The 19,964-nt window shown below is 44.6% G+C and carries 13 protein-coding genes and 3 pseudogenes; 6 read left to right on the plus strand and 10 right to left on the minus strand.

Going from position 1 to position 19,964, the window contains the following annotated elements:
• The 9 genes and pseudogenes from lapB to gyrA form a co-directional block, all read right to left on the minus strand.
• A complete protein-coding gene (gene lapB / locus MADE_RS10640; RefSeq protein WP_012518607.1) occupies positions 1–1,170 on the minus strand; it encodes a lipopolysaccharide assembly protein LapB in 1,170 nt (389 codons plus the stop codon).
• A complete protein-coding gene (locus MADE_RS10645; protein ID WP_020744765.1) occupies positions 1,170–1,430 on the minus strand; it encodes a LapA family protein in 261 nt (86 codons plus the stop codon). The genes lapB and MADE_RS10645 overlap by 1 nt, the downstream gene beginning before the upstream one ends.
• 80 nt (positions 1,431–1,510) lie before the next feature.
• Positions 1,511–3,853, minus strand: a complete 2,343-nt coding sequence (locus MADE_RS10650; RefSeq protein WP_023559728.1) for a PilZ domain-containing protein — start codon at positions 3,851–3,853, stop codon at positions 1,511–1,513.
• Between the two features lie 205 nt (positions 3,854–4,058).
• Positions 4,059–4,346 (minus strand): annotated as a pseudogene (ihfB, locus tag MADE_RS10655) (integration host factor subunit beta).
• A gap of 76 nt (positions 4,347–4,422) precedes the next feature.
• Positions 4,423–6,090, minus strand: a pseudogene (rpsA, locus tag MADE_RS10660) (30S ribosomal protein S1).
• A 119-nt stretch (positions 6,091–6,209) separates the two neighbouring features.
• Positions 6,210–6,881 (minus strand): (d)CMP kinase, encoded by a 672-nt coding sequence (gene cmk, locus MADE_RS10665; protein WP_015067326.1) that lies wholly within the window; start codon positions 6,879–6,881, stop codon positions 6,210–6,212.
• Positions 6,882–7,053: 172 nt separating this feature from the next.
• Positions 7,054–8,337 (minus strand): 3-phosphoshikimate 1-carboxyvinyltransferase, encoded by a 1,284-nt coding sequence (gene aroA, locus MADE_RS10670; protein WP_020743699.1) that lies wholly within the window; start codon positions 8,335–8,337, stop codon positions 7,054–7,056.
• Between the two features lies 1 nt (position 8,338).
• A complete protein-coding gene (gene serC, locus MADE_RS10675; RefSeq protein WP_015067327.1) occupies positions 8,339–9,424 on the minus strand; it encodes a 3-phosphoserine/phosphohydroxythreonine transaminase in 1,086 nt (361 codons plus the stop codon).
• Positions 9,425–9,568: 144 nt separating this feature from the next.
• A pseudogene (gyrA, locus tag MADE_RS21215) lies at positions 9,569–12,269 on the minus strand (DNA topoisomerase (ATP-hydrolyzing) subunit A).
• 302 nt (positions 12,270–12,571) lie between these two features.
• Between gyrA and ubiG the strand changes: the two are divergent.
• The 4 genes from ubiG to yfaE all read left to right on the plus strand — a co-directional run bounded on the left by ubiG (position 12,572) and on the right by yfaE (position 17,684).
• Positions 12,572–13,276: a bifunctional 2-polyprenyl-6-hydroxyphenol methylase/3-demethylubiquinol 3-O-methyltransferase UbiG gene (gene ubiG, locus MADE_RS10685; protein WP_012518614.1), complete on the plus strand. Its 705-nt coding sequence runs from the start codon at positions 12,572–12,574 to the stop codon at positions 13,274–13,276.
• Between the two features lie 548 nt (positions 13,277–13,824).
• Positions 13,825–16,146 carry a class 1a ribonucleoside-diphosphate reductase subunit alpha gene (nrdA, locus tag MADE_RS10690; RefSeq protein WP_012518615.1) on the plus strand — a complete coding sequence of 774 codons (2,322 nt, stop codon included), beginning with the start codon at positions 13,825–13,827 and terminating at the stop codon, positions 16,144–16,146.
• A gap of 122 nt (positions 16,147–16,268) precedes the next feature.
• On the plus strand, positions 16,269–17,399 hold the full coding sequence (gene nrdB / locus MADE_RS10695; RefSeq protein WP_012518616.1) for a class Ia ribonucleoside-diphosphate reductase subunit beta: 1,131 nt from the start codon (positions 16,269–16,271) through the stop codon (positions 17,397–17,399).
• 12 nt (positions 17,400–17,411) lie between these two features.
• The gene (gene yfaE / locus MADE_RS10700; RefSeq protein WP_012518617.1) at positions 17,412–17,684 is read left to right on the plus strand and encodes a class I ribonucleotide reductase maintenance protein YfaE; all 273 of its coding nucleotides are present in this window, start codon (positions 17,412–17,414) and stop codon (positions 17,682–17,684) included.
• A 30-nt stretch (positions 17,685–17,714) separates the two neighbouring features.
• Here yfaE and MADE_RS10705 read toward each other — a convergent pair whose 3' ends face one another.
• The gene (locus MADE_RS10705; protein WP_012518618.1) at positions 17,715–17,957 is read right to left on the minus strand and encodes a DUF2164 domain-containing protein; all 243 of its coding nucleotides are present in this window, start codon (positions 17,955–17,957) and stop codon (positions 17,715–17,717) included.
• A 275-nt stretch (positions 17,958–18,232) separates the two neighbouring features.
• On the opposite strand from MADE_RS10705, the gene MADE_RS10710 reads away from it, so the two are divergent.
• Both MADE_RS10710 and MADE_RS10715 read left to right on the plus strand, forming a co-directional pair.
• Entirely contained in the window at positions 18,233–18,547 is a 315-nt protein-coding gene (locus MADE_RS10710; protein WP_012518619.1) for a hypothetical protein, read from the plus strand.
• A gap of 277 nt (positions 18,548–18,824) precedes the next feature.
• Positions 18,825–19,922, plus strand: coding sequence for an NADH:flavin oxidoreductase (locus tag MADE_RS10715; RefSeq protein ID WP_012518620.1), 1,098 nt, complete (start codon positions 18,825–18,827; stop codon positions 19,920–19,922).
• Positions 19,923–19,964: the final 42 nt, after the last annotated feature.

Below are 19,964 nucleotides of genomic sequence, written 5' to 3' on the forward strand. Positions count from 1 at the left end.
TTATTCTCCGTCTAGCCCTTTGATAGGTTTTACTACGCCCCACTTTTTACAGCTCGGGCACAGCCAATATAATTTTCGGCCTGAAAAGCCACAACTTCCGCAGCGGTACTTAGGGCGCTGCAACATTTGCTTTTCTACTAACTCTTTTAACAAACGCAGACTGTCTGCCGTGGTTTGATCTGTTAACTGGTCGATGTAAAGGCCCATTAGCGTTTTAAAGCCTCGCATAGTAGGCCTCTTGCGAAGCTGTTCAAGTAAATATTCTGCAGCTTGCGCTGTTTCACCACGCTTCATCAGCACATCTACCATAGCAAGGTATGAGGTGGCGCACTCTTGCCAATGGGCTTCCAAGTTTTTCTGAAAGCTATCCCAGTCGTCGGTTTCTTCCGCGATTTTTTCGAGACTCGGCACAGCTTCGCTGAACCAGTTAATATCGCGCTCTGCAACTTGTGTGAAATAGGCATTCGCGTCAGTAAATCGTTTTTGCTCAAGGGCTATGTCGCCTAGCATTAACCACGGCCTAACGGCATGCTCATCGGCGTTTACCGCTTTTTGCAATAGGGTTAATGCGGCCCCTTGGCTTTCGTTTTTAAGCTCGACCGCTGCCTGTTCGCAATAAAAATGCGCTAAACGTTCACATACATCGTCATTGTCGCCATGACATTGCACCATATGCTCGGCAAGCTCTATCGCTCGTTCCCACTCTTTGGTGGTTTGGTAAATGCTGAATAATTGCTGTTGGGCAACGAGGTAGTGCTTTTCGCTGTTTAATAGCTGAAGGAAGGCATTTTCTGCTCTTTCGAGAAACCCGGCTTGGGTGTAATCGTGACCGAGCTCTCTTAGCGCGTTTTCACGCTGAGCTGGTTGAAGCTCGTCTCGGCTTACTAAGTTCTGATGAACTTTTATCGCGCGGTCAATCTCTCCACGGTGGCGAAAGAAGCTTCCCATCGCAATATGGGTCTCTACCGTATCGCTATTCACATTAATCATTTTGATTAACGTGTCTACCGCTTTATCCGGCTGATCTGACAGCAGGAAATTCAAGCCTTTATAATAGTGCTTAGAAAGAATGCTCGACTGTTTGCGCTGCGCTTGACGGACACTATTTCGGCCCATTATCCAGCCATATCCCGCCGCAACAGGCAAAAGAAGAAACAGCAGTTCGAGCATTAGTGTTCTTGTTCCAAACTCTGTATTTTAGATTGAGCTGACATAAGTTGTACGCGTAATCGCAGCCAACTTACCAGCATGATCAAAATGCCAATACCCACGCCAATGGAGAGTGTAATCGCGATAACCGTAGATAAACGTAAGTTTGCTTGTGCAATCAAGTAATTCACCGTTACTTGCGCTTCATTTTGAGAACCAACCACAAACGCTATGGCAAGCAATACCAAAATAATGAGAAATGCTAGGATCCCTTTCAACACTAAACCCTTTTTTATTGATTTGCTGATAAGAATAGCAAAATGCTAAAAGAGATAACACAAAAAGCGTGAGGGATTTGCGTTTAAGCCGCTCCCTCACCTTCGAGTTCTTGACGCTGAGGTTTTGCGATAAGATTATCGACAACTAAGTCGTGATGCAGTGCAGACATGTTAGTAATGAATATGCAATGTGTATAGCCGGCCTGCATGGTTTCAAGCTTGTCGTACATGGCTTTGTCAATTTTAGAGAGCAGAGCAAGCCGTTTCTTCGTTAGTGGCGTAATCGCGCCGTGACAACGAATAGCGGTAACATCGGTTGCACTAAGTTGTATTTTTCCTTCGTCTAACTGGGTTTTTATTTGGGTCCGTAGGCGAGAAAACAGAAAATCCCGCTCTTTAATGTAAACTAGTCTGTTATCACTCTTTCGCACGCAATGAACCACTAATGCCTGGTTTGACGTCTCTTTAAACATGCCTTCAAGAATTTGAGACTTAGGCTTTGCCTGTGCCTTGTCGGCAAAGAAACCGTGCAGAGGGATAATATTTTGAGTACGAGAAAACGGATACAGGTCGTCTGAGGTGTCGCTTTGATATACGGTTTTCAACCTGTCCAATGTAAACCGGTTCATAACACACAGTACCGACAGCGAAGGCATGTGCCTTACCGCAAGCTCCCAAATATAGCGGTGAGTAGCACGCTGAATACGTGCTATATCTCGCACTTTGAAATACGCTGTGTTCTCTTCCACCATGAGATCGACATTAGAACCGACCTTTGCTTTACGGGTGTCTTCCATAAGGCAAAGTCTTACCGTGCCGGTGTCAGCCTGGTAATGAACGACTTTGTATTTTTCGCCCTTTATTTTAAGTTCCGGTACCGATACCCGTATTTCTTTTTGTAACTCGCTGTTTGGCGGTACGATCAATTTCATACCGCTGGCACTTAAATCTGCCACGCGGGCATCAAGAGAAGAAAGTAACCCTACTTTTATCGACGCGGGCTTATCAATGACATAACGGGTTTCACTTCGCCTGTCCAAGTCCTCTTCCATTACATAGTCAATACGCCAATTACTTCCACTAGCCTTAAGTGTCTTCGACAGGGGCTTAAAATCACACTTAGCCGAAAGCGTTAGATTAGTGAGGTAAGCTGAAACATCTTTGCAATAAAGGACATGAGAGATTTGCGCAAGCTGCTCAAATTCCTTGCTGGCAATATCGTGAATGGCGAAAGCTTTTTGTTTATCTTCTCTATTGACCCCTTCTAAACGGCAGTGGGTACAAATAAAATCGCCACTCTTAACCAGTAAATAAACCAGTGCGTTTAACTGCTTAAGTTCCAATAGCTGACGGTGTGTGGCGGTAATTTGAACGTTTCCACTTTTGGTCTTAATGTTACCGTGAAATACATAGGCTTCGTTATACCTATGCAACTCTTCAACCAGCGTTGCGAAAATGGGTTTATCGTGAAGACTCGACAGGAGCTTTTCTGCGTTGTTATGTTCAACATTGGCCTTAGTAAAAAGCGCGATAAGCGGTTTCAGCGACTTCTTATCTGGCGCGAGAAAAACGGGCAACCATGGGCTATTTTCTAATATGCGATCTCGCTCTAGCTCTTGCATAGCCCGCTCTATTTCTAAATCTCGTTGCAAAGGCTGTTTATAAGAAGTTATTGCCACATAGCGTTTAAGCGTAGCAATGAATGTGTCATCGACATCAGCATGAAATGAGAATGATGACTCATATTTTCCCAGATGTTTGTTGTATTTTACTGATTCCAACTCTAGCTTTATTTCGGTAGGCTCTTTTGTTAAGCCTTTCACTTCGGGAACAGTGAACGTTAGAATGTCTCCGGTCGACGCATTCGGCGGCCTCTTCGTTTCAAGAGAAATACCTTTGTGTGACATCGAACTGATTGAGCAATGACGGCCTTTCTCAAAGTCGGGTGAAGAAATCGTAAAGTTAGGTCGAATGGCAATGTCGTCGCCAAAGTCTATGTCAGTAAAGGACTGGCTTTCGACATTAAAGGCATCGACTATTTTTTTGAACTGCTCTCTTTTTATTTGGTTTTGGTAGAAGTCGGAGTTCATGACCGACTCAAATACACCAACGGTGTATCTATCTTGGTAAAGAGACGTTTCGTTTTTGAGTATTTGCGCGCCAACTTTATCAAGGCGCATTTGCACCCCGAAATGCTTAAACTTCATCACAGGGAATTGCGCGAACGCCGAGTTATCCGCGGGGGCATCGGTTAATGAAGTAAGGCGAACCACTTCTTCTTTCACGACTTTGCGGACACTACTAGGGAGTCGCTTCGAAAACTTGTTAATTCCTTCTAACAGTTTGTTTTGTTGTTCATAAGGAATTAAAGCACGTATGAGCGGCTGGTATTGTTTTATTATTGCTTGTTCATCGCCGGCTGACATTACTTCATGAATACCGTTTTTTGTTATTCAAGTAATATATAACCCTATTAAAGTCAGGGTCAATAGGCATTAAAAATTAAACAAAAGTATATTTACTATAACGTAAACATAGCACCGTAATAATGAACTGACTTATCCACTTATGCTTACCTAACATCAAATGCTAGATACAAAAAAGCCGCTTTCCAGCGGCTTTTAAAATGCATTATGCGATTGAGGCGTCTACCCTTTCGCGAAGTTCCTTACCAGGCTTAAAGTGCGGTACATACTTACCATCTAGCTTACGGTTTCACCCGTTTTAGGGTTTCTACCTACGCGAGGTGCGCGGTAGTGAAGCGAAAAGCTACCAAAACCTCTAATTTCAATACGCTCACCCTTTTGAAGTGTTTGCGCCATTTGTTCTAGAAGTTCTTTAATTGCCAGTTCGAGTTCTTTCGCCGGAATATGACGCGCTTGATCCNGCGAGCCGTTCAATTAATTCAGACTTGGTCATGTTTAACCTCATTGTCAATATTATTGTTTAAACAGCTATCGCGAATAGGGTGTGCGTGTGCACACCCACAAAAGCATTATTCGCCTTTAGCAGCTTTAAATGCTTCTGCCATCGCGTTAGCGAAACCAACATCTTCTTGCTGGTTAACTTTGTCGATAGCTTCTTTTTCGTCAGCTGATCTTTCGCTCTACAGATAGTTAACAGTGCGGTTCTTACGGTCAACGCCCATAAACTTCGCTTCGATGCTATCACCAACGCTTGCTACTTCTGTTGCGTCTTCAACACGCTCTACAGCAAGATCTGCAACGCGGATGTAGCCGTCAACTTCTTCAGCTAGGTTTACAGTAACGCCTTTCGCATCAACTGCTGTTACTGTACCAGTAACGATAGCACCTTTCTTGTTATCTGTCAGATACTTGTTGAAAGGATCTTCTTCGATTTGCTTAACGCCAAGCGAGATACGCTCACGCTCTGGGTCGACTTGTAGTACAACAGCAGAGATTTCGTCGCCTTTCTTGTAGTCGCGAACCGCGTCTTCACCAGACTTGTTCCAGCTGATGTCAGAAAGGTGAACTAGACCGTCGATGCCGCCGTCAAGACCGATGAAGATACCGAAGTCAGTAATTGACTTGATCTTACCAGACACTTTGTCACCTTTTTCGTGTGACTCAGCAAATGTTTCCCAAGGGTTAGCAATACATTGCTTAAGACCTAGAGAAATACGACGACGCTCTTCGTCAATTTCAAGAACCATTACATCTACAGTGTCACCTAGGTTAACAACTTTAGATGGGTGGATGTTCTTGTTAGTCCAGTCCATTTCAGAAACGTGTACAAGACCTTCTACGCCGTCTTCGATTTCTACGAAGCAACCGTAATCAGTTAGGTTAGTAACCTGACCGTTGATCTTAGTACCTTCTGGGTAACGAGACGCAATTTCTTGCCATGGATCGTTGCCCATTTGCTTCATACCAAGAGAAACGCGCTGCTTCTCTTTGTCGAACTTAAGTACTTTAACGTTGATTTCGTCACCAACATTCACGATTTCACTTGGGTGCTTAACGCGCTTCCAAGCCATATCAGTGATGTGTAGAAGACCGTCTACGCCACCAAGGTCAACGAACGCACCGTAATCGGTAAGATTCTTAACGATACCCTTGATTTCGTGACCTTCTTCAAGGTTAGCAAGAAGCGTTTCGCGCTCTGCGCTGCTTTCTGCTTCGATAACTGCACGACGAGAAACAACAACGTTGTTACGCTTAGCGTCTAGCTTGATAACTTTAAATTCAAGCTCTTTGCCTTCAAGGTGTGTAGTGTCACGTACTGGACGTACGTCAACTAGTGAACCAGGAAGGAACGCGCGTACACTGTTAACTTCAACAGTGAAACCGCCTTTAACTTTACCGTTGATAACGCCTTTAATAGTCGCTTTATCATCGTAAGCTTTTTCCAGCTCAACCCACGCTTCGTGACGCTTCGCTTTTTCGCGAGAAAGGATAGTTTCACCGAAACCATCTTCAACTGCATCTAGTGCTACGTCTACTTGGTCACCGATAGCGATTTCTAATTCGCCTTCAGCGTTTTTAAATTGGTCAGCTGGGATAGCACTTTCTGATTTCAAGCCTGCATCAACAAGAACGATGTCTTTGTCGATAGAAACAACAGTACCTTTTACAATTGAACCAGGACGTGTTTCTAGTTCTTGTAAGCTTTCTTCAAAAAGTTGTGCAAAATTTTCAGTCATAAGTCTCAAATAAACTTTTAAGTTGATATCCACGCTTCTTATCCGGATAACGCGGGGTTATTAAATTTAGTCGCCACTTCCTGTAGCAACACTGCTTTGGATGCGATCAGCTCTCGTCATTAAAGGCGTGAGGAAATAATATCCATCGCTTTTTCAAAGACTTGGTCAATGTCCAAGTCCGTTGAATCTATAATTACTGCATCTTGTGCCGGTACCAGTGGAGCCACTGCACGTTGAGTATCGCGCTCGTCTCTTGCCTTGATATCGGTTAAAAGGCGCGCAATATTAACATCCATGCCCTTTGCTTTCAACTGGCTATAACGGCGCTCAGCACGGGCTTCTGCGCTAGCGGTAAGAAAAATCTTTACCGGCGCATCTGGAAATACTACCGTGCCCATGTCGCGGCCATCTGCAACAAGACCTGGATCTTGTTGAAAAGCGCGCTGTCTGCGCAATAAAGCTTCACGTACACGCGGTAGCGCAGCTACTTTAGAAGCCACAGCACCGACTTCTTCTGTGCGAATATCGTCTGTGACATCTTCGCCTTCCAGAATAATGCGCGTTGAATCGCCATTCGTCTCGAAACTCACATCAAGACCGGTTGCTAGAGGAACAACACATTCTTCATCATCACACGGTAGGTCGTGGTGGAGTGCAGCTACTGCCAATACGCGGTAAATTGCACCGCTATCTAGAAAGTGCCACCCTAATTTCTTTGCTAACAAGCTACTTAGCGTACCTTTGCCAGCACCACTAGGACCGTCAACCGTGACTACGGGTGTGGAATGCATACCTGCTCCATCGTTTAAATTACTAAAAAATCGCGCGTAATTATACGCTTTAGTGCAAGATAAGCAATGCCACCTAGCGTAGGTGGCATTGTACATTTGGCTAACGCTGATATAGATCAACCCATCGACTGACCAAAGTTTATTCGATGGGTATTATATTTAAGCGGTTTATTTACGCGCTATATAATGTTTTAAAGCGCGTAAAGTAGTCAGGGAAGGTTTTGCGCGTACAACCTGGGTCGTTAATCGTCACAGGCGTATCGCTAAGCGCAACTAACGAAAAGCACATGGCAATACGATGGTCGTTATACGTATCTATTTCTGCGTGTTTCAGCGAGTCAGTTGGCCACACAGTGATGTAGTCATGGCCCTCTTCCACCTTAGCCCCTAACTTTTGTAACTCTGCAGCCATAGCAGCTAAACGGTCGGTTTCTTTAACGCGCCAGTTATAGATGTTTGTCATGGTGGTTGGACCTTCGGCAAACAGCGCTGTTGTCGCAATGGTCATGGCCGCATCAGGAATATGGTTCATATCCATATTTACCCCTTTAAGCGGTGCGCCGGTGACTTCCACATATTCATCGTTCCAGACTACTTTTGCGCCCATCGCTTCAAGCACATCTGCAAAGCGAATGTCACCTTGAATGCTATTTTGACCGATTCCGGTTACGCGTACCGTGCCGCCTTTAATAGCGCCCGCTGCAAGGAAGTAAGATGCAGACGATGCATCCCCTTCTACCATAAATTTACCGGGCGTAACGTACTTAGCCTCACCAGAAACGGTAAACGTTTGATAGTTGTCGTTGTCTACCGACACGCCAAACTTTGCCATGGTGTCTAACGTAATATCGATATACGGTTTAGACACTAATTCGCCTTTAATACGGATAGTAACATCACCAGAAAAAAGCGGAGCCGCCATTAAAAGCGCAGTTAGAAACTGACTTGATACACTGCCGTCCACCGACATTTCACCGCCGTTTAAGGTCTTGCCCTTAATTTGTAGCGGTGGATAACCTTCGTTTTTTAAGTAGGTAACGTCAGCTTGTGCCTCACGCAGTGCATCTACCAAATCACCAATTGGGCGTTCTTCCATGCGCGGCTCACCGGTTAGCACAGTATCTACATTACTTGCAGCTAGCGCTGCGCACAAAGGACGCATCGCTGTTCCGGCATTACCTAAAAAAAGCTCAAGGGGTTCGGCCACATTAAATGCACCGCCGTTTCCCTGTACCACACATTGGGTTTTATCTTCACTAAGACGATAGTTTATTCCCAACTTAGTCAGGGCATTTAGCATATGCTCAATGTCTTCGCTATCGAGCAAATTGGTCAGTTCAGTTTCACCCTCTGCTAACGCGGCTAGAAGTAGTGCGCGGTTAGACAGACTTTTTGAACCAGGTACATTGACCTCTCCCGATACTTTTGCAATCGGGTCTAATGTTAACTGCTCCATTTTATCCATTCACTCTTTCAAATTCGCGCATAAATTCAACAAGCGCAACAATACCTTCTACTGGCATTGCGTTATAAATACTGGCACGCATGCCCCCTACCGAGCGGTGCCCCTTCAGTGCAAGCAAACCCGCTTCCTGAGATTGTTTCAAAAATAGGCTATCTAGCTCAGGGTCAGCTAAATGAAACGGTACATTCATCTTTGAACGATTGTCTGGGTGTACTTTACTTGAGTAGAAGTCAGAGCTATCGATAGCAGAATATAAAAGTGCAGCCTTCTCGGCATTGCGCTTCGCCATTGCATCAACACCGCCCTTCTCTTTTAGCCATTCAAACACTAACCCTGCTAGGTACCACGAGAAAGTAGGCGGCGTGTTGTACATAGAATCTGACTTTGCCGCTAGTGCATAGTCGAAGATTGAAGGGGTTTCCTTGCGCGCTTTACCCACAAGGTCTTCACGTACAACTACTACAGACAAACCACTCGGACCGATATTTTTTTGTGCGCCAGCGTAAATGACACCATGCTTAGCCACATCCAATGGTTGTGACAAGATAGTAGAAGACATGTCAGAAACAAGCGGTACTTTGCCAGACTCTGGCAGCCAGTCATAAGCGATGCCGTCTACCGTTTCGTTTGGACAGAAGTGATAGTAGGCCGCAGATTGGTCAATATCAGTGAGTTGTGGTGGCGCAATGTAGTGAAGCCCACCTTTTTCAGATACGTTGCCAACTACCACTGCGTTGTTGTACTTTTCTGCCTCGCTAACAGCGCCTTTAGACCACGAGCCGCTCACTAGGTGAAGACTGGTATCATTTGGGTTCGATAGATTGAGGGGTACGGCGGCAAACTGGCCCCGGCCGCCACCATGTGTGAATAACACATGGTAGTTAGCGGGTATAGAGAGAAGATCGCGAAGATCTTGTTCCGCTTTCGCTGCTATTTCAATGAAGTCTTTGCCGCGGTGACTGACTTCCATCACAGAGCAGCCTAAGTCGCGCCAATTTGTAAATTCTGACTGAGCCTGTTCCATTACTTCTTTTGGAAGCATTGCCGGGCCCGCACTAAAGTTAAAAACTTCTTTCATCGCGTTTTTCAACACCTGTAGATAATTACCATTTAACGCACGATTTTTGCAATGTTTCGTGGTCTATTAGGTAAACAAGCGGCAAAAGCCGCTTGTTTTAAAGAACACTGATAATGCGCTACACCTAACGCGAGCGCGCTATCCCTACTCTTCTGTCGTTGAGCCTTCACCGTCTTCTGCGGCGTTATCTTGCTCTTGAACAGCAGTTTCTGCTTGTTCTGATGCATCTTCAGGAATAATCAAGTTACCGTCTTCATCAAACGCTTGTAACTCTTCTACTTCTTCAATGCGTTGTAAACCTACAACATGCTCGCCTTCAACAGTACGTATTAAGCGCACACCTTGCGTGTTTCGACCTACTACTGACACTTCGCTAACACGAGTACGCACTAACGTACCCTGATCACTAATAAGCATAATTTCATTGGTATCGTCCACTTGGACCGCACCAACCACTTTACCGTTACGCTCAGACACCTTAATTGATACAACACCCTGTGTTGCACGGCTCTTCGCTGGGTAATCTTCAAGTGGCGTACGCTTACCAAATCCGTTTTCCGTCGCAGTCAAAACAGGTCCATCACCTTTTGGAACAATCAGTGATACCACTTTTTGACCGTCCTGAAGACGAATACCGCGAACACCGGTTGCGGTACGTCCCATTGGACGTAGTGCTAATAGCTCTTCACCGGTTTCAGGATCGCGTTTCACTTCGCCCGTTTCACTGTCGCGAAGCTTTTCGTTAAAGCGAACCACTTTACCTGCGTCAGAAAACAGCATGATGTCATCGTCACCATGGGTGATATCAACACCAATAAGCTCATCACCTTCATTCAGGTTTACGGCAATAATACCGCTTGAACGTGGGCGAGAATATAGGCTTAGGTCGGTTTTCTTCACTGTACCGTTGGCTGTTGCCATCAGTACATATTTGCCTTCTTCAAACTCTTTAATTGGAAGAATAGCGGTAATACGCTCGTTATCTTCTAATGGAAGAATATTCACAATTGGACGACCGCGCGCATTTCGGCTTGCAAATGGCAATTGATACACTTTCAACCAATATAAGCGACCACGGGTTGAGAAGCACAAAATATGATCGTGGGTATTGGCCACAAGTAGTCGTTCGATGATATCTTCATCTTTCATCTTAGTAGCCGATTTGCCTCGCCCACCACGGCGTTGCGCTTCGTAATCCGTCAGCTTCTGATATTTCACATAGCCTTCGCGAGAAAGCGTAACAACAACGTCTTCCTGCTCAATAAGGTCTTCAATATCTATATCGTGACTTGCAGCGGTAATTTCGGTACGACGCTCGTCGCCGAACTCGTCACGTATCTTTTCAAGCTCTTCTTGAATGACTTCCATCAAACGCTCAGGGCTATTTAGAATGTGAAGTAATTCAGCGATAAGTTCAAGAAGCTGCTTGTATTCTTCAAGGATCTTCTCATGCTCAAGACCCGTTAGCTTGTGTAAACGAAGGTCAAGAATAGCTTGCGCTTGTTGCTCAGTTAAGTAGTACTTGCCGTCGCGAATACCAAACTCAGGCATTAACCAGTCAGGGCGTGCAGCGTCATCACCGGCGCGCTCCAGCATTTGCGCTACATCACCTAAGTCCCAACCTTGCGCAACAAGTGACTTCTTCGCATCTGCCGGGCTTTGTGATGCTTTAATCAACTCGATAATTGGGTCGATGTTGGCAAGCGCGATGGCCAAACCTTCAAGGATGTGGGCACGGTCACGAGCTTTACGCAGTTCAAATACAGTGCGGCGGGTAACCACTTCACGGCGGTGAAGATAAGCATTCTAAGTTCTTAAGTAATACTTTTGGCTGACGTGTCTACGCAACATATTAATACCAATACCGTTTGAAGCTGGGTATGGCATATAAATGATTTAGCAGTACTTCTGCTGATTCGTTGCGTTTAACCTCAATAACAATACGCATACCGTCTTTATCAGACTCGTCGCGCAGTGCAGAAACACCTTCTATACGCTTCTCTTTTACCAGTTCAGCAATCTTTTCGATAAGACGTGCTTTATTGACCTGGTAAGGAATTTCGTTAACAACAATAGTTTCTTTGCCGTTTGCATCGGTTTCTATTTCCGCCTTAGCGCGAAGGTAAATTTTACCACGACCGGTGCGGTACGCATCTTCAATGCCTTTACGACCGCTGATCATTGCCGCTGTTGGGAAATCTGGCCCCGGTATATGCGTCATCAGGTCATCAATCGTAATTGATGGGTCTTGGATTAGCGCAACACAGCCATTAATCACTTCAGTGAGGTTATGCGGTGGAATGTTCGTTGCCATACCAACTGCGATACCTGAAGAACCGTTTACTAGGAGGTTTGGTACTTTGGTAGGTAATACCTCAGGAATATATTCTGTGCCGTCATAGTTAGGCACAAAATCAACGGTTTCCTTATCTAAGTCGGCAAGAAGTTCGTGAGCGATTTTAGCCATGCGAACTTCGGTGTAACGCATTGCCGCTGCAGAATCGCCGTCGACAGAGCCGAAGTTACCTTGCCCATCTACGAGCATGTAGCGAAGTGAGAACGGCTGAGCCATACGAACAATAGTGTCGTAAACTGCAGAGTCACCGTGAGGGTGATATTTACCAATTACGTCACCTACCACACGGGCAGATTTTTTGTATGGCTTGTTAAAGTCGTTTTTAAGTTCGTTCATTGCGAACAGCACACGACGGTGCACTGGCTTCAAGCCATCTCTTACATCAGGCAAGGCTCGCCCGACAATAACGCTCATCGCGTAATCGAGGTAGGAGTTCTTTAACTCTTCCTCAATATTAACGGGGAGGATTTCTTTAGCGTTATCAGACATAAACTGCTTAATCCCTTTATTTTGGTTTGTTCTGCGTTATCCACTACCTCACCTTACATCAATGTTAAAGCGAGGCGTGGGCGCGCACTATTGTTATTATGTGGGTCATAATCGTGCTTCGAGTGTACCACTTGATGACAGAATTATGTAGCGCTTAATTACGCTTATTAATCAACAAAAAGACAAGCGATTATTTTTCGCTCACCCAGGCCTATAAAAAGGCTAATTCTGTTTAAAAACAGTAAAACACAAACCCAATTTGCGATATCTTAAGAAGAGATAGTTTAAGGATTGTTTTAGCCATGACGAATGTAGATCAACAAGAAATAAACAAGTTTTCCGAGCTTGCCTCTCGCTGGTGGGATCCAGAGGGTGAGTTCAAACCATTGCACCTTATTAACCCCCTTCGCTTAGACTTTATCAACCAACATAGTGAAGGGCTTTTCGATAAACAGGTGGTGGATATTGGCTGTGGTGGCGGTATTTTAGCAGAGTCAATGGTGCGTGCGGGCGCTAAGGTGACGGGTCTGGATATGGCTGAAGCCTCGTTAGAAGTAGCTAAATTGCACGGTTTAGAGTCTGGTGTAAAGGTTGACTATGTGTGCTCGACCGCCGAAGCATTTGCAGAAGCGAATGAAGCGAAATTTGACGTAGTAACCTGTATGGAAATGTTAGAGCACGTACCAGACCCTGCATCTGTGGTTATGGCCTGCGCTAAATTAGTTAAACCGGGTGGTCACGTTTTCTTTTCTACGCTAAATAGGAACATAAAGTCCTACTTAATGGGCATAGTGGGCGCTGAATATGTACTTAAATTGGTACCTAAAGGGACGCACGATCACAGTAAGTTCATTAAGCCTTCAGAGCTTATGGCAATGACAGATCAAGCCGGTCTTTTACCAAGAGACATGACAGGCTTGCATATGGACCCGATTTCCCAAGGCTTTTATCTTTCGTCTAATAATGTAGACGTTAACTACTTACTATATACAGTCGCGCAAAACTAAATTAACACTATATATTGGGTTGCGATGATATTTTAAACACCATATATCGTGTTTATCTAAAAATAAAATTCTAAGAATAAATTAATTTTTATCGCGAAGATTTTATTTAAAAGGCTTGCAATCCCGATATTTTACGCTTGTAGAACGCTAAAAAGTTAGTTGTTACTAACATAAATTTCATGCCAGCTTGAGTGCTTGAAATACCACCAGATATTGGGTTGCATTACGGGTCAAACCTCACTATCTTGTGTTTAGTTCAGCACGGGATCCCAACCGTAGAAATCGGGATCGCCCGATCGCACAAAAAAGCAAATGAAGTTATTCATTTAATTAACGCGATATCAATCTCGCTGAAAGATAAAAGCAGTAAAAGAATTTAAAAAGCAGTCTCTACTTTATACTTTTTAAGTATCGGTTTAGGCCGCTTTCGTGTGTGTTGTTACCTGGCGTGAGCCAATTAGCATAACAGCGTCACGTAAATAAATTAAAACGAAAATGGGCATTACATAGCCCACGCATCAAGCGCTAACAGACAAACGGCCAGTAACATGAACAACAACTTATTCGTCACCAAACGCAACGGTGAAAAAGAGTCCATCGACTTAGAAAAGATCCACAAAGTCGTTACATGGGCAGCCAAAGGACTTAACAATGTTTCTGTTTCACAAGTTGAAATAAAGGCACAAATTCAGTTCTATGACGGTATCAATACCAGCGAGATCCACGAAACACTGATTAAGTCAGCGGCTGACCTGATCTCAACCGATGCGCCAGATTATCAGTACTTGGCTGCGCGTTTAGCTATCTTCCACCTTCGCAAAAAAGCCTACGGACAGTTTGAGCCGCCAGCGCTGTTTGAACACGTTGGAAAGATGGTTGATATGGGTAAGTACGACAAGCACTTGCTTGAAGACTACACCCCAGAAGAATTTGCTGAAATGGACACTTACATCGACCATTGGCGCGATATGAACTTCAGCTATGCGGCAGTGAAGCAGCTAGAAGGTAAGTATCTGGTCCAAAACCGTGTTACAGGTGAAATATACGAAAGTGCGCAGTTCTTATATATTTTAGTGGCAGCGTGTCTTTTTGCGAATTATGACAAAGCAACACGAATGGACTATATCCGTCGCTTTTACGATGCTGCTTCAACATTCAAGCTATCGCTACCTACGCCAATCATGGCAGGTGTGCGCACGCCAACCCGTCAGTTCAGTTCATGCGTACTGATTGAAACCGGTGATAGCCTAGACTCTATCAATGCAACAGCAAGTGCTATCGTAAAATACGTAAGTCAACGTGCCGGTATTGGTGTAAATGCGGGCCGCATTCGCGCGCTGGGCAGCCCAATTCGCGGTGGTGAAGCGTTCCACACCGGTTGTATCCCATTTTACAAGTACTTCCAAACTGCCGTAAAAAGCTGTTCACAAGGTGGTGTGCGCGGTGGCGCGGCTACATTGTTCTACCCTATCTGGCATATGGAAGTTGAATCGCTGTTGGTTCTTAAGAACAATCGTGGTGTTGAAGAAAACCGTGTACGTCACCTAGATTACGGTGTTCAGTTCAATAAGCTAATGTACCAGCGCATGATGAAAGATGGCTACATTTCATTATTTAGCCCGTCTGATGTACCTGGTCTTTACGATGCGTTCTTCGCTGATCAAGAGAAATTCGAAGAACTGTACGTAAAATATGAAAACGACGACAGCATTCGCAAAAAGCAAATTAAAGCCATGGAATTGTTTAGCTTGTTCATGCAAGAGCGTGCGAGCACCGGTCGTATCTATCTTCAAAACGTAGACCATTGTAATACACACAGCCCGTTTAACCCTGAAGTTGCACCAGTTCGTCAAAGCAACCTGTGTCTTGAAATTGCACTACCGACTAAGCCACTTCAGCACGTTAATGATGAAAACGGCGAAATTGCCCTTTGTACGCTATCTGCGTTTAACTTAGGTGCCATTAAATCTGTTGATGAGTTTGAAGAACTTGCTGACCTTGCGGTACGCGCGCTAGATAACCTACTTGATTACCAAGACTACCCTGTTCCGGCTGCTTACAATGCAACTATGGGCCGCCGTACACTGGGTGTGGGCGTTATCAACTTTGCATACTACCTAGCTAAAAATGGCGTTAAGTATTCAGATCACAGTGCGAACGGTCTAGTTCATCGTACGTTTGAAGCAATGCAGTACTATCTACTGAAAGCGTCGAACAACCTAGCGAAAGAAAAAGGTGCGTGTCCTAAGTTTAACGAAACCACGTACTCGCAAGGTATCATGCCAATAGACAGCTACAAGAAAGATCTTGATAGCGTGTGTAATGAACCGCTTCATTACGATTGGGATGCGCTACGTGAAGAGATTAAGGCGCATGGCCTGCGTAACTCCACCTTATCTGCACTAATGCCGTCAGAGACATCGTCCCAGATTTCAAATGCGACTAACGGTATCGAGCCACCACGTGGGTTTATCAGTATCAAGTCGAGTAAAGACGGGGTACTTAAACAAGTAGTACCTGAGTACGAAACATTAAGAGACCAATACGAGCTACTTTGGGATATCCCTTCAAACGATGGTTACCTGCAACTTGTGGGTATCATGCAGAAGTTTATCGACCAAACTATCTCAGCGAATACGAACTACGACCCAAGTCGTTACGAAGGTAACAAGGTACCGATGAAATTACTTCTGAAAGACCTTCTTACTACGTACAAGCTTGGTGTTAAAACACTTTATTATCATAACACTCGTGACGGTGCATCAGACACCTCGGCGCTAGACGCTAAAGCCAACGAGCCTATGCCACGTCAAGAAGAAGTGGTTGTAGAGGAAGATGATGATTGTGCAGGCGGCGCGTGTAAGATATAAACCGCGCGCTCCTGTTTAAGTGGCAAGTGCATACAAGGTATTGCTGCACTTGCCATTGACGTTTCGCAGCAAGAACACAAACAATAATACGCGTTAATCATTAAGTTTTTAGTTAGGCCATCATGAAATACACTACGTTTAATCAGCAAAGTACAAATCCATTGATCGAGCCGATGTTTTTCGGTAACCCCGTAAACGTTGCACGCTACGACCAGCAAAAGCATGCCATTTTCGAAAAGCTTATTGAGAAACAAATAAGCTTTTTTTGGCGTCCTGAAGAAGTTGACGTTTCTCGTGACCGGGTTGATTTTCAGAAGTTAACCGATCCAGAAAAGCACATATTCATTTCAAACCTTAAGTACCAGACCCTTTTAGACTCGGTACAAGGTCGTAGTCCGAATATTGCGTTCTTGCCAATTATCTCACTACCCGAGTTAGAAACTTGGGTTGAGACGTGGTCGTTTTTCGAAACGATTCACTCGCGCTCGTATACCCATATTTTGCGTAACCTGTTTTCAGACCCAAGTGAGATATTTGAAGATATCGTGGTTAACGATGAAATTAAGCGCCGTGCGGCGGATATTTCTAAGTATTACGATGACCTCATTTTCGCCACTCAGCTTTGGCAGACACAAGGTGAAGGCGTTCATACCGTTAATGGTACGGCATACACGATTAATATGTATGAGCTTAAAAAGAAGCTATACCTTTGCATGAACTCGGTAAATGCACTTGAAGCCATTCGCTTCTACGTATCTTTTGCCTGTACCTTCGCTTTTGCCGAGCGTAAGTTAATGGAAGGCAACTCTAAAATCATTCGATTGATTGCACGCGATGAGAACCTTCATTTGTCTTCAACACAGCACATTCTTAACCTGTGGGCGAAGGGTAAAGATGACCCTGAAATGGCGCAGATTGCACAAGAGTGCAAAGAAGAAGCGCGCGCTATTTTCATGAATGCGGTTGAGCAAGAAAAAGAGTGGGCGGATTATTTGTTTAAAACCGGTTCGATGATTGGCCTAAACAAAGAAATCCTCTGCCAATATGTTGAATATATTGCTAATCAGCGTATGTCTGCTATTGGCCTGGACACTCCGTTTGATATTAGCAGTAATCCACTTCCATGGATGAACAATTACTTAAACTCAGACAACGTTCAAGTTGCCCCTCAAGAGTCTGAAATTAGCTCTTACCTTGTTGGACAAATTGATTCTGCGGTAAGCGAAGACGACTTTGCTGATTTTGAGCTGTAAAACCACAGCTTAATGAGCAGTGACGAAAAATCCGTCCGCATCGATGTTGTCGATGTGGGCGCGATTCATACCCCCTCTGATAAAACCATTTTAAGCGCTCTTGAAGCAGCAGGCGTCAATATTCACTACCACTGCCGTGAAGGCTTTTGTGGTGCGTGCCGAACAAAGCTGATTGAAGGCGAAGTGGAGTACACCACTGATCCCCTCGCCTTTATTGACGACGATGAAATTCTTCCCTGCTGTTGTGTAGCTAAATGCCCGTTAAAAATCAAAGTACCGCTGTAACCTTTTTATTCATCACGCTTATTATCACTCTCACAGCACTTTTTCGATGGCATATAACTCTTCATCAATAACCTGTAAGCGCGATGCAACGACTGCTCTAGCGTCGTTTACCCCTTTGTTGTAAAACGATGCGCCCATTTCCTTACTAATGAAATCCAGAAGAAACTCGCCGTCGAACTGACCAAGCTCAACACTTAATTCATCATCAAAATATCGTTGCAATTTAGCGACTAATACGCCTTTTTCCTCACGCGAAAATACAATATCACTCATTGCGCTGCCCCAATTCTTGTTTATTAACTATCTGATTAGCAGTAAGTTTAAAACGTAACATAACCGAACGCACGCTTATTAAGCATTTGATAACTTATCTTGTTCACCCTGGTACAGTTTTCGCTGTATCACTATCATGCTGCTATTTTACGTTCGCCAATTTTCAATTTTGAAAAAGGCTTGTAGCGTATAAGATTCAAGGCTCTTGGTCTTAGTACACCTTTGCTGCACGATAAAATTAGTGTAACGCTTTCATGTATTATGTGAGGATGACAATGAAAATTTTACCATTGCTAAGTATTTCCGCAGTATTAGCATTAATTAGCTTGCCCGCGAATTCCACTACGAACAATGGGCACAAGGATAAATCTCTGCCTCCAGGTATAGCGAAAAAATATGATCGAACAGGTGAGTTACCGCCGGGTTGGGAAAAAAAGTTAGCCGTCGGAAAGCGTCTAGACAGAGATATTTATAAACATGCGCGAGTTGTTGTGCCATTAGGTAAAGAAGGTACAGTTACGGTACGTATTGAAAATAAAGTGGTGAGACTCATCCAAGCCACAAGAGAAATTGTTGAAATTTTGGATTAGAGAACGCAATTTCTCAATATGAGGCTTTATTGTTTAATTTTACTTATGGCTTACTATCAACATTAGAAAATTGACTTACCCCCCCGCCTCAGTAGTATCAGGCATACAACGTGAACCTTTTAATTTGCCAATGTTATTAATGGTGTGTAAGGCACTAAGCCATTGAAACATCAGGCTACTTGTCAATTTGGCGCTTCTTAAGCCAAAGCGGCATGTTTTATTTCTATGGGCAAAACGCAGAAGGTCATACAAGCACAACAAAACTCAGGAATAGAAAATGCCAGCAAACGCACTGTTTAAGCCTTATTCACAAGGCAACCTTTCGTTGACCAACCGTATTGTTATGGCCCCGATGACCCGTCAGTTTTCACCTAACGGCGTACCTACCAGCGACGTGGCAGGGTACTACAAACGTCGTGCGCAAGGTGGCACAGGACTAATTATTACCGAGGGCACCACAGTTAACGATAAAGTCGCAACAATGGATGCCAATATTCCCCAATTCCATGGCGAAGAGGCGTTAACGGGTTGGAAAAATGTGGTAGACGAGGTTCACAGTGTAGGTGGGAAAATTATGCCGCAACTGTGGCACGTGGGTATGGCACGGGTTGCAGAAAAAGCGCCCTACCCTGAACTTTCAAGTGCGGGGCCTTCAGGGCTGTTTAAACCCGGTAAACAAGGCGCCGAGCCTATGACTGAAGAACACATTGAATCAGTGATAGCCGCCTTCGCGCAAGCTGCTGCTGATGCCAAGTCTATAGGTATGGATGGTGTCGAGATTCACGGTGCGCATGGTTACCTTATCGACCAGTTCTTCTGGGAAGGCACGAACCAACGCACTGATAGCTGGGGCGGTAGTATGGATAACCGTGGTCGATTTGCTGTAGAGATCATAAAAGCGATACGCGCCGCCACCGGCCCTGACTTTCCTATTGTGCTTCGTTACTCTCAGTGGAAGCAGCAAGATTACACGGCACGACTTGCTACTACCCCTCAAGAGTTAGAGCAATTCCTTATGCCACTCAGTAGCGCTGGTGTAGACATATTTCACTGTTCACAACGCCGTTATTGGGAAAGCGAATTCGATGGAAGCGACCTTAACCTTGCTGGATGGACGAAAAAAATCACAGGGAAACCAACCATCACCGTTGGCTCTGTTGGCCTTAACGACGACTTCTTCGGCGCGTTTAAAGGTCAGGACTCTAGTACTCGAGCTGTAGATGATTTACTCGAGCGTTTAGAGGAGGGTGAGTTTGATTTGGTTGCCGTAGGCAGAGCGCTGCTGCAAGACCCGAACTGGGCAAACAAAATTAAAGAGAACCGAACAGACGAGTTAGAGCAATATTCAGGTAAGGCGCTAGCTAGTTTGTCGTAGTAGCCTAGGCATATCGTGATCAATTCACTAGCGCGTTAGGTC

This window comes from Alteromonas mediterranea DE, from assembly GCF_000020585.3.
GTDB classification, from domain to species: Bacteria; Pseudomonadota; Gammaproteobacteria; order Enterobacterales; family Alteromonadaceae; genus Alteromonas; species Alteromonas mediterranea.

What these genes read in the sequence shown, in the direction of transcription:
- MADE_RS10715 (WP_012518620.1), top strand. Translation starts at nt 18,825, where the DNA reads ATGCCAGCAAACGCACTGTTTAAGCCTTATTCACAAGGCAACCTTTCG.
- aroA (WP_020743699.1), bottom strand. Translation starts at nt 8,337, where the DNA reads ATGGAGCAGTTAACATTAGACCCGATTGCAAAAGTATCGGGAGAGGTC.
- serC (WP_015067327.1), bottom strand. Translation starts at nt 9,424, where the DNA reads ATGAAAGAAGTTTTTAACTTTAGTGCGGGCCCGGCAATGCTTCCAAAA.
- cmk (WP_015067326.1), bottom strand. Translation starts at nt 6,881, where the DNA reads ATGCATTCCACACCCGTAGTCACGGTTGACGGTCCTAGTGGTGCTGGC.
- MADE_RS10710 (WP_012518619.1), top strand. Translation starts at nt 18,233, where the DNA reads ATGAAAATTTTACCATTGCTAAGTATTTCCGCAGTATTAGCATTAATT.
- nrdB (WP_012518616.1), top strand. Translation starts at nt 16,269, where the DNA reads ATGAAATACACTACGTTTAATCAGCAAAGTACAAATCCATTGATCGAG.
- lapB (WP_012518607.1), bottom strand. Translation starts at nt 1,170, where the DNA reads ATGCTCGAACTGCTGTTTCTTCTTTTGCCTGTTGCGGCGGGATATGGC.
- ubiG (WP_012518614.1), top strand. Translation starts at nt 12,572, where the DNA reads ATGACGAATGTAGATCAACAAGAAATAAACAAGTTTTCCGAGCTTGCC.
- MADE_RS10650 (WP_023559728.1), bottom strand. Translation starts at nt 3,853, where the DNA reads ATGTCAGCCGGCGATGAACAAGCAATAATAAAACAATACCAGCCGCTC.
- yfaE (WP_012518617.1), top strand. Translation starts at nt 17,412, where the DNA reads ATGAGCAGTGACGAAAAATCCGTCCGCATCGATGTTGTCGATGTGGGC.
- MADE_RS10705 (WP_012518618.1), bottom strand. Translation starts at nt 17,957, where the DNA reads ATGAGTGATATTGTATTTTCGCGTGAGGAAAAAGGCGTATTAGTCGCT.
- nrdA (WP_012518615.1), top strand. Translation starts at nt 13,825, where the DNA reads ATGAACAACAACTTATTCGTCACCAAACGCAACGGTGAAAAAGAGTCC.